This window comes from Pseudomonas sp. NPDC089534 (assembly GCF_044749305.1).
GTDB lineage: Bacteria > Pseudomonadota > Gammaproteobacteria > Pseudomonadales > Pseudomonadaceae > Aquipseudomonas > Aquipseudomonas ekonensis.
The window spans coordinates 1-14,780 of record NZ_JBIVHR010000123.1; the positions used below are offsets into that span (position 1 = coordinate 1).

At 67.1% G+C, this 14,780-nt stretch carries 13 protein-coding genes; 3 read left to right on the plus strand and 10 right to left on the minus strand.

Going from position 1 to position 14,780, the window contains the following annotated elements; genetic code table 11:
- Window positions 1–248: 248 nt before the first annotated feature.
- Window positions 249–3,122 carry an aminomethyl-transferring glycine dehydrogenase gene (gene gcvP / locus ACIP0B_RS25615; RefSeq protein WP_400837306.1) on the minus strand — a complete coding sequence of 958 codons (2,874 nt, stop codon included), beginning with the start codon at window positions 3,120–3,122 and terminating at the stop codon, window positions 249–251.
- A gap of 152 nt (window positions 3,123–3,274) precedes the next feature.
- Here gcvP and ACIP0B_RS25620 point away from each other — a divergent pair, with 152 nt between their 5' ends.
- Complete coding sequence (locus ACIP0B_RS25620; RefSeq protein ID WP_400837309.1) at window positions 3,275–4,417, plus strand: DegT/DnrJ/EryC1/StrS family aminotransferase; 1,143 nt, start codon at window positions 3,275–3,277, stop codon at window positions 4,415–4,417.
- Between the two features lie 54 nt (window positions 4,418–4,471).
- Here ACIP0B_RS25620 and gcvH read toward each other — a convergent pair whose 3' ends face one another.
- The 9 genes from gcvH to ACIP0B_RS25665 form a co-directional block, all read right to left on the minus strand.
- Complete coding sequence (gene gcvH / locus ACIP0B_RS25625) at window positions 4,472–4,861, minus strand: glycine cleavage system protein GcvH (RefSeq protein ID WP_400837312.1); 390 nt, start codon at window positions 4,859–4,861, stop codon at window positions 4,472–4,474.
- A 49-nt stretch (window positions 4,862–4,910) separates the two neighbouring features.
- Window positions 4,911–5,993, minus strand: a complete 1,083-nt coding sequence (gene gcvT, locus ACIP0B_RS25630; RefSeq protein ID WP_400837315.1) for a glycine cleavage system aminomethyltransferase GcvT — start codon at window positions 5,991–5,993, stop codon at window positions 4,911–4,913.
- Between the two features lie 156 nt (window positions 5,994–6,149).
- The gene (locus ACIP0B_RS25635) at window positions 6,150–7,766 is read right to left on the minus strand and encodes an ABC transporter permease (RefSeq protein ID WP_400837318.1); all 1,617 of its coding nucleotides are present in this window, start codon (window positions 7,764–7,766) and stop codon (window positions 6,150–6,152) included.
- 140 nt (window positions 7,767–7,906) lie between these two features.
- Complete coding sequence (locus ACIP0B_RS25640) at window positions 7,907–8,911, minus strand: extracellular solute-binding protein (protein WP_400837321.1); 1,005 nt, start codon at window positions 8,909–8,911, stop codon at window positions 7,907–7,909.
- Between the two features lie 245 nt (window positions 8,912–9,156).
- Complete coding sequence (locus ACIP0B_RS25645) at window positions 9,157–10,374, minus strand: 2-octaprenyl-3-methyl-6-methoxy-1,4-benzoquinol hydroxylase (protein WP_400837337.1); 1,218 nt, start codon at window positions 10,372–10,374, stop codon at window positions 9,157–9,159.
- A 9-nt stretch (window positions 10,375–10,383) separates the two neighbouring features.
- Window positions 10,384–10,869 carry a DUF4442 domain-containing protein gene (locus ACIP0B_RS25650; protein WP_400837324.1) on the minus strand — a complete coding sequence of 162 codons (486 nt, stop codon included), beginning with the start codon at window positions 10,867–10,869 and terminating at the stop codon, window positions 10,384–10,386.
- Window positions 10,862–12,049 carry a 2-octaprenyl-6-methoxyphenyl hydroxylase gene (gene ubiH / locus ACIP0B_RS25655; RefSeq protein ID WP_400837327.1) on the minus strand — a complete coding sequence of 396 codons (1,188 nt, stop codon included), beginning with the start codon at window positions 12,047–12,049 and terminating at the stop codon, window positions 10,862–10,864. The genes ACIP0B_RS25650 and ubiH overlap by 8 nt, the downstream gene beginning before the upstream one ends.
- Window positions 12,046–13,380 (minus strand): Xaa-Pro aminopeptidase, encoded by a 1,335-nt coding sequence (gene pepP, locus ACIP0B_RS25660; protein ID WP_400837330.1) that lies wholly within the window; start codon window positions 13,378–13,380, stop codon window positions 12,046–12,048. The genes ubiH and pepP overlap by 4 nt, the downstream gene beginning before the upstream one ends.
- Before the next feature lie 27 nt (window positions 13,381–13,407).
- Window positions 13,408–13,968: a YecA family protein gene (locus tag ACIP0B_RS25665; protein ID WP_400837333.1), complete on the minus strand. Its 561-nt coding sequence runs from the start codon at window positions 13,966–13,968 to the stop codon at window positions 13,408–13,410.
- Window positions 13,969–14,103: 135 nt separating this feature from the next.
- Here ACIP0B_RS25665 and ACIP0B_RS25670 point away from each other — a divergent pair, with 135 nt between their 5' ends.
- Together ACIP0B_RS25670 and ACIP0B_RS25675 are read left to right on the plus strand one after the other, a co-directional pair.
- Complete coding sequence (locus ACIP0B_RS25670) at window positions 14,104–14,313, plus strand: TIGR02449 family protein (protein ID WP_085581072.1); 210 nt, start codon at window positions 14,104–14,106, stop codon at window positions 14,311–14,313.
- Entirely contained in the window at window positions 14,310–14,627 is a 318-nt protein-coding gene (locus tag ACIP0B_RS25675; RefSeq protein WP_085581074.1) for a cell division protein ZapA, read from the plus strand. The genes ACIP0B_RS25670 and ACIP0B_RS25675 overlap by 4 nt, the downstream gene beginning before the upstream one ends.
- The last annotated feature ends 153 nt before the right edge of the window (window positions 14,628–14,780 follow it).

Below are 14,780 nucleotides of genomic sequence, written 5' to 3' on the forward strand. Positions count from 1 at the left end.
CCCACCCCTTCAAGTCTAAACATACAAGCTTGCCTGCAAGCGATGAGGCCGGCACATCCGGCATCTCTGTTGCCTGACATACCGCCATCGCTGGCAAGCCAGCTCCCACAGGCATCTCGGGTGTTTGCAGGATCCAGGTACGCCACAAAAACTGTGGGAGCGGCGGTGCGACGATTCGACCTGCCAGCGATGAGGCCGGCACATCCGGCATCACCGGTGCCTGACCCACCGCCAGCGACCACTGGGGTTCAGCGGTAGTCGTCCACCGGCACGCACGCGCAGAACAGGTTCCGGTCGCCGTAGACGTTGTCCACCCGGTTCACCGCCGGCCAGTACTTGTGCGCCTTGGTGTGCGCATCCGGGGTGATGCCCTGCTCGATGCTGTAGGGCCGTTCCCACACCCCGGTGATGTCCGCCAGCGTGTGCGGCGCGTGCTTGAGCGGATTGTCCTCGGCCGGCCAGTTGCCGTTCTGCACTTCGGTGATCTCTGCGCGGATACTCAGCATGGCGCCGATGAACCGGTCCAGTTCGGCCTTCGACTCGCTCTCGGTCGGTTCGACCATCAGCGTGCCCGGCACCGGGAAGGACATGGTCGGCGCATGGAAACCGTAATCCATCAGGCGCTTGGCGACGTCCTCCTCGCTGATGCCGGTGAGGGCCTTGAGCGGCCGCAGGTCGAGGATGCACTCATGGGCCACCCGTTCGTTGCGGCCGGTGTACAGCACCGGAAATGCGCCGGACAGGTGCCGGGCCAGGTAATTGGCCGCCAGGATCGCCACTTCGCTGGCGTCCGCCAGTTGCGGCCCCATCATGGCGATGTACATCCAGCTGATCGGCAGGATGCTCGCGCTGCCCCACGGCGCGGCGCTCACCGCGCCGTTCTGCGGCTGCGGGCCGTCGAGCGGCACCACCGGGTGGTTGGCGACGAACGGCGCCAGGTGCGCCCGCACGCCAATCGGCCCCATGCCCGGCCCGCCGCCGCCGTGGGGAATGCAGAAGGTCTTGTGCAGGTTCATGTGCGACACGTCGGCGCCGATGTCCGCCGGCCGGGCCAGGCCGACCTGGGCGTTGAGGTTGGCGCCGTCCATGTACACCTGGCCGCCGTGCCGGTGGATCACCTCGCAGATCTCGCCGATGCCCTCCTCGTACACGCCGTGGGTCGAGGGGTAGGTCGCCATCAGGCAGGACAGCTTGTCCCCCGCCTCGGCCGCCTTGGCCTTCAGGTCGTCCAGGTCGACGTTGCCGGCGGCGTCGCACTCGACGATCACCACCCGCATCCCGGCCATCTGCGCCGACGCCGGGTTGGTGCCGTGGGCCGAGGACGGGATCAGGCAGATGTCGCGCCCGCCCTGCTGCCGGCTCTCGTGGTACTTGCGGATCGCCAGCAGCCCGGCGTATTCGCCCTGGGCGCCGGAGTTGGGCTGCATGCAGATCGCGTCGAACCCGGTGATCGCGCAGAGCCAGCGCTCCAGCTCTTCGATCATCAGCGTGTAGCCCACCGCCTGCTCCCGGGGCGCGAACGGGTGCAGATGGGCGAACTGCGGCCAGGTGATCGGGATCATCTCGCTGGTGGCGTTGAGCTTCATGGTGCAGGAGCCCAGCGGGATCATCGACTGGTTGAGCGCCAGGTCCTTGTTCTCCAGTTGCTTGAGGTAGCGCAGCATCTCGGTTTCGCTGTGGTGGGCGTTGAACACCGGGTGGCGCAGGTACGGCGTGCTCCGCTGCAAGGCGTCAGGGATGCCGGACACCACCTGCTCCGCGTCGAGCGCCTCGACGCTCAGGCCGTGATCGGCGCCCAGCAGCACATCGAACAGTTTCGCCACGGTCTGTTCGTCGCAGGTCTCGTCTAGGCTCAGCCCCAGCCGCCCGCGGCCGAGGATCCGCAGGTTGATCTGCGCAGCCTTGGCGCTTTCGATGATCGCGGTCTGCGCGCCGCCCACGTCCAGCGTGAGGGTGTCGAAAAAATGATCGTTGACCCGGTCGACGCCATGCCGGGCCAGCCCGGCGGCGAGGATGCACGTCAGCCGGTGCACCCGCTGGGCGATCCGCTTGAGGCCCTCCGGCCCGTGGTACACCGCATAGAACCCGGCGATGTTGGCCAGCAGCACCTGGGCGGTGCAGATGTTCGAGTTGGCCTTCTCCCGGCGGATGTGCTGCTCGCGGGTCTGCAGGGCCATGCGCAGCGCGACGTTGCCGCGGGCGTCCTTCGACACCCCGATGATCCGCCCCGGCATCGCCCGCTTGTGCTCCTCGCGGGTGGCGAAATACGCCGCGTGCGGGCCGCCGTAACCCATCGGCACGCCGAAGCGCTGGCTGGAGCCGAACACCACGTCCGCGCCCAGTTCGCCCGGCGGCGTCAGCAGCAACAAGCTCAGCGGATCGGCGGCCACGCAGGCCAATGCCTGCTGCGCGTGCAGGTGGTCGATCAGCGGCCGCAGGTCGCGGACTTCGCCGTGGGTGTCGGGGTACTGGAGCAAGGCGCCGAACACCTGATGCTGCTTGAGGCTGTCCACCGCGCCGACGATCAGTTCGAAGCCGAAGCCTTCGGCCCGGGTCTGCACCACGGAGACCGTCTGCGGGTGGCAGTTCTCGTCGACGAAGAACAGATTGCTCCTGGACTTCGCCACCCGCTTGGCCAGCGCCATGGCCTCGGCGGCGGCGGTGGCTTCGTCGAGCAGCGAGGCATTGGCCAACTCGAGGCCGGTGAGGTCGATGATCATCTGCTGGAAGTTGAGCAACGCTTCGAGCCGGCCCTGGGCGATCTCCGGCTGATACGGCGTGTAGGCGGTGTACCAGCCGGGGTTCTCCAGCACGTTGCGCAGGATGACGGTCGGGGTGAGGGTGCCGTGGTAGCCCATGCCGATCAGGCTGGTCCAGACCTGGTTCTGCTCGGCGTACCCGCGCAGCTTCGCCAGGGCCGCCTGCTCGTCCAGCGCCGGCGGCAGATCCAGCTCACGGTTGAGGCGGATGCCCGGCGGCACCGTCTGCTCGATCAGTTCGACGCGGCTGCCCAGGCCCAGGCTGTCGAGCATCGCCTGCTGTTCGGCGGCATCGGGGCCCAGGTGGCGACGGAGGAAGGCCTGGGGGTCGCGTAACTGGCTCAAGGACGGCATCTTGGACATGACGGGCTCTCTCTTGGCTGGCGCTCGGCGTCAATGCGACACGGTCAAACCAGCATAGCAGCCGATGCCGCCACGGACGGCTTGGCGCAACGCGCCGGGCGGCGCATGCTGTGCTGCCTGCATCCGGCCCCACCAATGGACGACCGATCCCCATGAGCCAACCGCCGTTCCTGCCGTTCTCCAAACCTGTCATCGATGAAGCCACCATCGCCGCCGTGGGCGACGTGCTGCGCTCGGGCTGGATCACCAGCGGGCCGAAGGTCCAGGCCTTCGAGGCGCAACTGTCAGACTACTTCGGCGGGCGCCCGGTGCGCACGTTCAACTCCGGCACCTGCACCATGGAGATCGCCCTGCGCATCGCCGGCATCGGCCCCGGGGACGAAGTGATCACCACGCCGATCTCCTGGGTGGCCACCGCCAACGTGATCCTGGAGGTCGGGGCCACGCCGGTGTTCGCCGATATCGACCCGGTGACCCGCAACATCGACCTTGACCGGCTGGAAGCGGCGATCACCCCGCGCACCAAAGCGGTCATCCCGGTGTACCTGGCCGGTTTGCCGGTGGACATGGAGCGCCTGTACGCCATCGCCCGCCAACACAACCTGCGTATCGTCGAGGACGCTGCCCAGGCCCTGGGCTCCAGCTGGAACGGCCGGCGCATCGGCGCCACCGGCGATTTCGTGTCGTTCAGCTTTCAGGCGAACAAGAACGTCACCTGCGCCGAGGGCGGCTGTTTGGTGCTGAACACCCCCGAAGAGGCGCGGCTGGCGGAGAAGTACCGCTTGCAGGGCGTCACCCGCAACGGCTTCGACGGCCTGGACGTCGATGTGCTGGGCGGCAAGTTCAACATGACCGACGTGGCGGCCACCATCGGCCTGGGCCAGTTCGCCCGCATCGAGGCCCTGACCGCCCACCGGCGCGAACTCGCCCGGCATTATTTCCGCTGCTTCGGCGACGACTTCGAAGCGACCTTCGGCGCGCAGCTGCCGCCGGCGGACTTCGAGAACAGCAACTGGCACCTGTTCCAGCTGGTGCTGCCGGAACGCCAGGACGGGCAGCCGGCGCGGGCGACCTTCATGGAGCAGATGCAGGCCCTCGGCATCGGCATCGGCTACCACTACCCGCCGATCCACCTGCTGAGCCTGTACCGCGAACGCGGCTTCAAGGAAGGCATGCTGCCGGTGGCGGAACGGGTCGGCCGGTTGATCGTGTCGCTGCCGATGTTCACCGCCATGACCCTGGCGGACGTCGAACGCTCGGCGGCGGCGGTGAAGGCGGTGCTGCGCGGCGCCTGAACGGCGGGCATGAAAAAGCCCCGACGGGTCGGGGCTTTGGGTGTTACCTGTGCGTCACTCTTGAGCAGCGATGAGCTTTTCGTAGGCAGCCGCGTCGAGCAGTTCGTTCAGCTCGGACTTGTCGCTTGGCTTGAGCTTGAAGATCCACGAGTCGTAAGGCTCTTCGTTCAGCAGCTCCGGCGAATCGGCCAGATCTTGGTTGACCGCGATCACCTCGCCGCCCACCGGCGCGTAGATGTCGGAGGCTGCTTTCACCGACTCGACGACACCCGCTTCCTGGCCTTTGGAAAGCACCTTGCCCAATTCAGCCAGCTCAACGAAAACGACATCGCCCAAAGCCACTTGCGCGTGATCACTGATGCCGACGGTGACAGTGCCGTCGGCTTCCTGACGAACCCATTCGTGGTCATTGGTGTAAAGCAGGTCGGCGGGGATATTGCTCATCTTCGGTGTCCTCAAGGATTAGGTCAGCGGTCGTACCCGCCGCAATAGATTAGATCAAGGTTTTGCCGTGGCGCACGAAGGTCGGCTTGACCACCCGCACCGGATACCATTTGCCGCGGATTTCCACTTCGGCGCGGTCGGCGGTCGCCATCGGCAGGCGCGCCAGGGCGATCGACTTGCTCAGCGTAGGAGAGAAACTACCACTGGTGATCTCCCCTTCGCCAACATCGGCGATGCGCACCACCTGATGCGCGCGCAAAACGCCGCGTTCTTCCAGCACCAGGCCCACCAGTTTGTGCTGCACGCCGGCGGCCTGCTCGGCCTCCAGCGCATCGCGGCCGATGAAGCGGCGGGTGGCCGGCTCCCAGGCGATGCTCCAGGCCATGTTCGAGGCCAGCGGCGAAACGTCCTGGTGGATGTCCTGGCCGTACAGGTTCATGCCGGCCTCGACCCGCAGGGTGTCGCGGGCGCCGAGGCCGATGGGGGAAATGCCGGCGCCCACCAGGTCGTTGAAGAAGCCCGGCGCTTCATTGGCCGGCAAGACGATCTCCAGCCCGTCCTCGCCGGTGTAGCCGGTGCGGGCGATGAACCATTCGCCGTCGGCGCGGCCTTCGAAAGGTTTGAGGTGCTGGATCAGGTTCGCGCGGGACTGGCTGACCAGTTCGGCCACCTTGTGCCGGGCCTGCGGGCCCTGGATGGCGAGCATCGCCAGTTCGGAGCGCTCGCGCAATTGCACGTCGAGGCCGGGCAGGTGCGCCTGCATCCACTCCAGGTCCTGGTCGCGGGTGGAGGCGTTGACCACCAGACGGTAACCGTCGTCGAGGCGGTAGACGATCATGTCGTCGACGATGCCGCCGCGCTCGTTGAGCATGGCGCTGTACAACGCACGGCCGGGGCTGTGCAGGCGTTCGACGTCATTGGCCAGCAGATACTGGAGCCAGGCCTTGGCCTGGGGGCCGGTGACATCGAACACGGTCATGTGGGAAACATCGAACACCCCGCAATCGCGGCGCACCTCGTGGTGCTCCTCGACCTGCGAGCCGTAATGCAGTGGCATGTCCCAACCGCCAAAATCGACCATCTTCGCGCCGAGGGCGAGATGAAGGTCATACAGAGGCGTGCGCTGTCCCATGGGTTTCTCCTTCCGGGCGTGGCGAAGGCGCGGGCAGCCGCTGCACAGGACGAAAGCCTTGGAACACAAGGCCTTGAGCCGATCTCAGCAACTGTTTCTGTCAGACTGACCGCACCGAATGCCGCGCATTGTAGCCGCAAGGCCCGGCACTGGCACCTAGGCGTTTCGATGGGCCGAACGGCGGATCAGGCCGATGACCGGCAACAGCCCGACCAGCACCAGGGTCAGCGCCGGCAGCGATGCCCTCGCCCACTCGCCTTCGCTGGTCATCTCGAAGATCCGCACCGCCAGCGTGTCCCAGCCGAACGGGCGCATCAGCAGGGTCGCGGGCATTTCCTTGAGCACATCGACGAACACCAGCAACGCTGCGCTCAGCGTGCCCGGCAGCAGCAACGGCAGATACACTTTGAAAAACAACCGCGGCCCACCGACGCCCAGGCTACGTGCCGCTTCGGGCAAAGAAGGCCGTATACGCGCCAGGCTGCTTTCCAGCGGCCCGTAGGCCACCGCCACGAACCGCACCAGGTACGCCAGCAGCAACGCCGCCAGGCTGCCCAGCAGCAACGGCTTGCCCGCCCCGCCCAGCCAGCCCGACAGCGGAATCACCAGCACCCGGTCCAGGTAACTGAAGGCCAGCATGATCGACACCGCCAGCACCGAACCCGGCAAGGCGTAGCCGAGGTTGGCGAGGCTGACGCCGGAGCGGATCGCCGGCGTCGGCGCCAGGCGCCGGGCGAAGGCCAGCAGCAGCGCCACGCCGACGGTGATCAGCGCCGCCAGCGCCCCCAGGTACAGCGTGTGCAGGATCAGCCCGGCGTAGCGCTCGTCCAGGTCGAACCGCCCGCGCCGCCAGAACCACACCGCCAGTTGCAGCACCGGGATGACGAACGCGCAGGCGAACACCAGGACGCACCACCCGGTCGCCGCCCAGGCCTTGGGCCCCCGCAGGTGATACAGCGCCTTGACCCGCGGCCGCTCGTTGCCTGCCCGGTTGGCGCCGCGCGCCCGGCGCTCGCCGTACAGCACCAGCATCACCGCCAACAGCAACAGGCTGGCCAGCTGCGCCGCGCTCGACAGGCTGAAGAAGCCGTACCAGGTCTTGTAGATGGCGGTGGTGAAGGTGTCGAAGTTGAACACCGACACCGCGCCGAAGTCCGCCAGGGTTTCCATCAGCGCCAGCGCCACGCCCGCGCCGATGGCCGGCCGCGCCATCGGCAGCGCCACCCGCCAGAACGCTTGCCACGGCGACTGGCCGAGCACCCGCGCCGCTTCCATCAGGCCCTTGCCCTGGGCGAGGAACGCGGTGCGCGCCAGCAGGTAGACATAGGGGTAGAAGACCAGCACCAGCACCACGATCACCCCGCCGGTGGAGCGCACCCGCGGCAGGCGCAGGCCGCTGCCGAACCACTCCCTCATCAGTGTCTGCACGGGGCCGGCGAAATCCAGCAGGCCGACGAACACGAACGCCAGCACGTAGGCCGGCACCGCGAACGGCAGCATCAACGCCCAGTCGAGCCAGCGCCGGCCGGGGAACTCGCACAGGCTGGTGAGCCACGCCAGGCTCACGCCCAGCAGCGTCACGCCGACGCCGACGCCGAGCACCAGGGTCAGGGTGTTGCCCAACAGGCGCGGCATCTGGGTGTCCCACAGGTGCGACCAGATCTGCGCATCGACGCTCTGCCACGACAGCAGCAGGACGCTCAGGGGCAGCAGCACCAGCGCGGCGATGGCGAAGACGATGGGATACCAGCGGCGTTGGGCGGGGTGGGCCAAGGTGGGTCTCTGAGGCTAAGTGGTCGGTGCAGCGGGGTGGGCTATTGTCTGGTGGGGCGTTCAGATGGAGGGGGGCCGCTTTGCGGCCCAGCGGGAGCAAGCTCCCTCGCCACAAGCGGACTCCCTCGCCATGGTCGGTATCAGTTCCAGCCGGCGCGGTCCATCATGCGGATCGCCTCGGCCTGGCGCTTGCCCGCCACCTCCACCGGCAGGGTGTCGGCCACGAACTGGCCCCAGGCCGCCACTTCCTCGGACGGTTTCACCGCCGGGTTGGCCGGGAACTCCTGGTTCACGTCGGCGAAGATCTTCTGCGCCTCAGGCGTGGTCATCCACTCCACCAGCGCCTTGGCCGCTTCCGAGTGCGGCGCATGCTTGGTCAGGCCGATGCCCGACAGGTTGACGTGCACGCCGCGGTCCGCCTGGTTCGGCCAGAACAGCTTCACCGGCAGGTCAGGCTTCTGCTTGTGCAGGCGGCCGTAGTAGTAGGTGTTGACGATGCCCACGTCGCACTGGCCGGCGTTGATCGCCTCCAGCACCGCGACGTCGTCGGAGAACACGTCGGTGGACAGGTTGTTGACCCAGCCCTTGAGGATCTTCTCGGTCTTCTCGGCGCCGTGGGTCTCGATCATCGTGGCGGTCAGGGACTGGTTGTAGACCTTCTTCGCCGTGCGCAGGCACAGGCGGCCTTCCCAGTTCTTGTCGGCCAGGGCTTCGTAGGTGGTCAGTTCGCCCGGCTTCACCCGCGCCGTGGAGTAGGCGATGGTGCGGGCGCGCAGGCTCAGGCCGGTCCAGGCATGGCTGGAGGCGCGGTACTGCTGCGGAATGTTGGCGTCGATGGTTTTCGAGGTGAACGGCTGGAGAATGCCCATCTGCTCGGCCTGCCAGAGGTTGCCGGCGTCGACGGTCAGCAGCAGGTCGGCGACGGCGTTGTCGCCCTCGGCCTTGATCCGCTGCATCAGCGGCGCTTCCTTGTCGGTGATGAACTTGATCTTCACCCCGGTCTTGGCGGTGTAGGCGTCGAACACCGGCTTGATCAGTTCGTCGATGCGCGAGGAGTAGACCACCACCTCGTCAGCGGCCTGGGCGGCGGTGCTGCCGATCAGGGTCAGGGCCAGGGCGGTCAGAAGACGCTTGGATGCCAACATGGGAGCGGTCTCTCGGTCGGGAAAAGTGGCCCAAATGATAAGGACTCACATTTACCGACTCAATCGAACGCTGTTCGAAGGAGTTACCAGATGTTGCACAGCGGAATCAAAAGGACGTTGTGGCGAGGGAGCTTGCTCCCGCTTGAGCGCACGGCGCTCACTTGGGCGCGATGCCCAGCAGAATGTCAGGGCCGCTTCGCGCCCCAGCGGGAGCAAGCTCCCTCGCCACAGGGCCAAAGCCTTTCTCAGGCCTTGGCCAGCTCCGGCAGGTCTCCGGTCAACCCCAGCGCCTGGCGCACGAACATCGCCTTGGCCTCCGGCATCTGCTCCACCATTTTCAGCCCGGTGTTGCGCAGCCAGCGCAGCGGCAGCGGATCGGCCTGGAACAGGCGCTCGAAGCCCTCCATCGCCGCCATCAGCGCCAGGTTGTGCGGCATCCGCCGGCGCTCGTAGCGGCTCAGCGTTTTCACGTCCGCCAGGCGTTCGCCGCGCCCGGCCGCCTGCAGCAGCACTTCGGCCAGCACGGCGGCGTCGAGGAAACCGAGGTTCACGCCCTGCCCGGCCAACGGGTGAATGGTGTGCGCCGCATCGCCGATCAACGCCAGGCCTTCGGCCACGTAACGCTTGGCATGCCGCTGGCGCAACGGTACGCACAGGCGCGGATCGGCGCTGACGACCTCACCCAGGCAACCTTCGAACGCCCGCTCCAGCTCCCGGCAGAACGCCGCGTCCTCCAGCGCCATCAGGCGCTCGGCCTCGCTTGGCGTGGTCGACCAGACGATCGAGCACCAGTCCTGCTGTCCGTCACGCTCAAGCGGCAGAAACGCCAGCGGGCCGTGGTCGGTGAAGCGCTGCCACGCGGTCGTCCGGTGCGGCCGGGCGCTGCGCACGCTGGTGACGATGGCATGGTGCATGTAATCCCACTCGCGGGTGGCGACGCCGGTCAGGCGGCGCACCGCCGAGTTGGCGCCGTCCGCCGCGATCACCAGCGGCGCGCGCAGGGTGCGGCCGTCGGCCAGGGTCAGCAGCCAGTCGTCGCCGGAGCGGCGCATCTGCTCCAGCCGCGCATTGGCCAGCAGGCCCAGGTCGCAGTCGTGCAGACGGTCGAGCAAGGCGTCCTGCACCACGCGGTTCTCGACGATGTGGCCGAGCACGCCGGCGTGCACGCTGCTGGCGGAGAAATGGATCTGCCCGGTGCCGCTGCCGTCCCAGACGTGCATGTCGGTGTACGGGCTGGTGCGGCGCTGGACGATGCCGTCCCACGCGCCGAGGCGTTCGAGGATGCGCTGGCTCGCCGCCGACAGGGCGCTGACCCGGGGCTCGAACGGCGCCTGCGCATCGAAGGGTTTGACGCTCAACGGGCTGCCGTCGAGCAGCAGGACTTCCAGCCCGCTGCCCTGCAACGCCAGCGCCAGGGCGCTGCCGACCATTCCGGCTCCGACAATCAGCAGATCTGCGCGCATTTCCATGCTTTAGGCCTGTCTCGCTTGCGGCTTGAGCCGCACGTAAAGGGTTTTGCCGACCCGCGCCACCAAGGTGCCGGCGCCGTCATGAATGTCGACCTGCAACTGCGGCAGGTACTTGTCGCCGTTGGCGGTCTGCCGGCGGACGTCGTCCAGCAGCGCGTCGTCGATGCTGAACCTGGCGAACACCGGGCCTTTGCCCGGTGAGATGAAATCGATGTCGGCGGCCTTGTCCCAGACGATGTAGCGCGGCCCGAGGTTCTCCATCAGCATCAGCATGAAGAACGGGTCGACCATCGAATACAGGCTGCCGCCGAACTGGGTGCCGACGTAATTGCGGTTGTGCCAGCCCAACCCCATCGACACCCGGATGTCGCGAAAGTCATCGCTGATGTGCCTCACCCGGACGCCGGCGCCCAGGTACGGCGGGTAGAGCGTCAGGAACCAGCGCATCAGCCGCGCCTTGCCGAAGCGGCGCATCAGCCACTTACGCATCCGGCCGCGTCCCCAGCCCCATGGCTTGGCGGGCGAACCAGCGCTTGGCCGGCGGCAGCAGGTCGAGGCCGAGCAGGCCGATGTTGCGCCCCAGCGTCACCAAGGGCTGGGTGCTGCCGAACAGGCGGGTGACCTGGTCGGAGAACCCCACGGTGAGGGTCTGGTCCAGGCGCTGGCGCTCGCGGTAGGCCTGCAGCGTGGCGAAGTCGCCCAGCGGCCGGTCGCTGGCCAGCAGCGCGGCCGCCAACGCATCGGCATCGCGCAGGGACAGGTTGAAGCCTTGCCCCGCGATCGGGTGCAGGCTGTGGGCGGCGTTGCCGAGCACGGCCAGGTGCGGACGCACCTGCTCTTCGGCCTCCACCAGCACCAGCGGGTACAGGTGCCGGGCGCCGACCTGCTTCAGGGTGCCGAGGCGATAGCCGAACACGCCTTGCAGCTCGCTGAGGAAATCCCGCTCGCTGAGGCCGGCCAGGCGCTGCGCGTCCATCCCCAGCCGTGTCCAGACCAGCGCGCAGCGGTTGTCCGGCAGCGGCAGCAGGGCCATCGGGCCGTCATCGGTGAAGCGCTCGAAGGCCATGCCGTTGTGCGCTTCGCTCGGGGTGATGTTGGCGATCAGCGCGCTTTGGTTGTACGGGCGCTTGCGCACGTTGATGCCCAACTGCTCGCGCAGGCCGGAGCGGCCGCCGTCGGCGAGCACCGCCAGGTCGCACTCGACCGTGGTCTCGTCGTTGAGGGTCAGGCGGTAGCCGTCGGGCAAAGGCTCCAGGCGCGTGACTTCCGCCGGGCAGCGCCAACTGATCACGTCCTTGTCCAGGTGCTGCCACAGGCACTGGCCGAGCCAGGCATTCTCCACCACATAGCCGAGCGCCGGCACGCCCTCTTCCATCGCCGACAGGCGGGCGGTGGAGAAGCGTCCGCGGTCGGACACGTGGATCTGCTTGATCGGCTCGGCCCGGCGGGAGATTTCCTGCCACACGCCCAGCCGCTGATAGATCTGCCGCGAACCGAACGACAGCGCCGACGACCGGGCATCGTAGCTCGGCTGCCAGGTGTCGCCGGGGGCGAAGGGTTCGATCAGCACGATTTTCCAGCCCCGGGCCTTGGCCCCGGCCTGCAGGGCCAACGCCAGGCTGGCGCCGACCAGGCCGCCGCCGATGATCGCCAGATTGACCCGGCTCATGCCGCGTCCGCCCGGGCCTGCGCCATCAGGGCCTCGATCTCGGCGACGGTCTTCGGCACGCCGCCGGTCAGGATTTCACAACCGTTCTTGGTCACCACCACGTCATCCTCGATGCGCACGCCGATGCCGCGCCATTTCTTCGCCACATTCTGATTGTCCGGGGCGATGTAGATGCCCGGTTCCACGGTCAGCGCCATGCCGACCTCCAGCACCCGCCATTCGCCGCCGACCTTGTACTCGCCGACGTCGTGCACATCCATGCCCAGCCAATGCCCGGCGCGGTGCATATAGAAAGCCTTGTAGGCTTCGGACGCGATCAGTTCGTCGACCTCGCCCTCCAGCAGACCCAACTCCACCAGCCCGGCGGTGATCACCCGCACCGTGGCTTCGTGCGCCTGGTTCCAGTGCCGGTCCGGGGCGATTTCCGCGAACGCGGCTTCCTGGGAGGCCAGCACCAGTTCGTAGATCGCCTTCTGCTCGGCGGAAAACTTGCCGTTGACCGGCCAGGTGCGGGTGATGTCGCTGGCGTAGCAGTCGATCTCGCAGCCGGCGTCGATCAGCACCAGGTCGCCGTCCTTGAGCAGCGCGTCGTTCTGCTGGTAATGCAGGATGCAGCCGTTGCGCCCGGCGGCGACGATCGAGCCGTAGGCCGGCATCTTCGCCCCGCCCTTGCGGAACTCGTAATCGAGCTCGGCCTCCAGGCTGTACTCGTGCAGGCCGGGCCGGCCGGCCCGCATCGCCCGGATGTGGGCCTGGGCCGAGATCCGCGCGGCCTCGCGCATCACCTTCACTTCCGCCGCCGATTTATACAGGCGCATGTCGTGCAGCAGGTGATCCAGGGCAACGAATTCGTTCGGCGGCTGGGCGCCGAGGTGGGCCTTGGAGCGGATCACGTTGATCCAGTCCATCAGGTGCCGGTCGAACTCCGGGTTGCTGCCCATGGCCGAGTACACCCGGTCGCGCCCTTCGATCAGGCCCGGCAGGATGTCGTCGATGTCGGCGATGGGGAACGCGTCGTCGGCGCCGTAGTCGCGGATTGCGCCTTCCTGGCCGGCGCGCAGGCCGTCCCACAGCTCGCGCTCGGCGTTGCGCTCACGGCAGAACAGCACGTATTCGCCGTGCTCGCGGCCGGGCATGAGGACGATGACGGCCTGGGGCTCGGGGAAGCCGCTCAGGTACTGGAAGTCGCTGTCCTGACGGTAGACGTGCTCGACGTCTCGGTTGCGGATGGCCACCGCGGCGGCGGGCAGGATCGCGATGCTGTTGGGTTCCATCTGCGCCATCAACGCCTTGCGGCGACGGCCGTATTCCGCTTTCGGGATATGGATCATGGGCAGACGGACGTCCCTGTTCGGCGATCAGTGCAGAGAAGGCTTGGCGGCCGGTGCGCCAGCCTGCTTGTTGGTTTCGGTGAACAGCAAGAGCGGAGCGACCCGCAGGTACTCCATGACTTCCATGTAGTCGCTTTCGCCGTCTTCGGAGTCTTCCAGCGCGTCCTGAACCTGGGAAATCGCCACCAGGTCCTGCAGCACTTCCGTGGCTTCGGTGCTCAGGCTGCTGCGGTCCGGCGAGTTCAGGCCGAAACCGGAAATGAAGCCCTGGCACCACTGGCCCAGCGCGGCGGCACGTTCGGCCAGCGGCGCGTCGTCGGTCGGCAGCAGCAGGACCACGGCCATGTCTTCGCCGGTCAGCTCGCTCTTGACCATCTCCTGGAGGCCGATCAGGGCGTTGCGCACGTTGTCCTGGGGCTCGGTCTCGAGCAGGGAGGCCACGTCGCTCAGCCAGCCGTCGACGTCGAAGCCCGCGCCGGCGCAGCTGCGGCCGAGCAGCAGGCCGTGCAGTTCGGCGGGCGAGACAGGATGGCCGCTGGAGCTCAGCAGGGTGGCGAAGGCTTGGTAAGGGGAATTCTGAATGGGCATGGGCAGCTAGGCGCCAGACGGCGCTATGTCTAGAATGAAGGCCTTGTATCCTACATCGACAGACCCGCCAAGACCATTAAAGGCTGACCGCCAGCCAGGCGCCCGCCTCCGTCAGACACGAAATCAGTGGACACAATGGAAGACATCGACCTGCAAGCGCTGATGGCCAGACTCGAACTGCTGATTGACCGAGTCGAGCAACTTAAGAGGCAAAACGCACTCTTAACAGCTCAGGAAAAGACCTGGCGCGAGGAACGCGCGCATCTCATTGAAAAAAACGAAATCGCCCGGCGTAAGGTCGAATCGATGATTTCGCGTCTCAAGGCCCTGGAGCAAGACTCATGAGTTCAAGCAATAGCGTCACCGTGCAGATCCTCGATAAAGAGTATTCGATCATCTGCCCCCAGGAAGAGCGCAGCAACCTGATCAGCGCCGCCCGCTACCTGGACGGCAAGATGCGCGAGATCCGCAGCAGCGGCAAGGTCATCGGCGCCGACCGCATCGCCGTGATGGCCGCGCTGAACATCACCCACGACCTGCTGCACAAGGAAGACCGCCCGGCCCTGCAGGCCAGCGGCTCGACCCGCGAGCAGGTGCGCGACCTGCTCGAACGCGTCGATCTGGTGCTGGCCACCGATCCGGACGTCAGCAAGGGCTGATTCGCCGGGACGCTTGAGGTATACTCGCGGCACTCCCTGGGGTGCTTGCCAGTTGACGATGTCCCTGAGCCGATTTGCACTACCCTGGGGGTTGCACGTTGGGCTTACCCTGTGCCTGGCTTCAGCGAAAGCGCGGGGCAATCGCCTCGGCGA

Excerpts from the sequence above, each read along its gene's own strand:
- gcvP (WP_400837306.1), bottom strand. The coding sequence starts at position 3,122 with ATGTCCAAGATGCCGTCCTTGAGCCAGTTACGCGACCCCCAGGCCTTC.
- ACIP0B_RS25620 (WP_400837309.1), top strand. The coding sequence starts at position 3,275 with ATGAGCCAACCGCCGTTCCTGCCGTTCTCCAAACCTGTCATCGATGAA.
- gcvH (WP_400837312.1), bottom strand. The coding sequence starts at position 4,861 with ATGAGCAATATCCCCGCCGACCTGCTTTACACCAATGACCACGAATGG.
- gcvT (WP_400837315.1), bottom strand. The coding sequence starts at position 5,993 with ATGGGACAGCGCACGCCTCTGTATGACCTTCATCTCGCCCTCGGCGCG.
- ACIP0B_RS25640 (WP_400837321.1), bottom strand. The coding sequence starts at position 8,911 with ATGTTGGCATCCAAGCGTCTTCTGACCGCCCTGGCCCTGACCCTGATC.
- ACIP0B_RS25645 (WP_400837337.1), bottom strand. The coding sequence starts at position 10,374 with ATGCGCGCAGATCTGCTGATTGTCGGAGCCGGAATGGTCGGCAGCGCC.
- ACIP0B_RS25650 (WP_400837324.1), bottom strand. The coding sequence starts at position 10,869 with ATGCGTAAGTGGCTGATGCGCCGCTTCGGCAAGGCGCGGCTGATGCGC.
- ubiH (WP_400837327.1), bottom strand. The coding sequence starts at position 12,049 with ATGAGCCGGGTCAATCTGGCGATCATCGGCGGCGGCCTGGTCGGCGCC.
- pepP (WP_400837330.1), bottom strand. The coding sequence starts at position 13,380 with ATGATCCATATCCCGAAAGCGGAATACGGCCGTCGCCGCAAGGCGTTG.
- ACIP0B_RS25665 (WP_400837333.1), bottom strand. The coding sequence starts at position 13,968 with ATGCCCATTCAGAATTCCCCTTACCAAGCCTTCGCCACCCTGCTGAGC.
- ACIP0B_RS25670 (WP_085581072.1), top strand. The coding sequence starts at position 14,104 with ATGGAAGACATCGACCTGCAAGCGCTGATGGCCAGACTCGAACTGCTG.
- ACIP0B_RS25675 (WP_085581074.1), top strand. The coding sequence starts at position 14,310 with ATGAGTTCAAGCAATAGCGTCACCGTGCAGATCCTCGATAAAGAGTAT.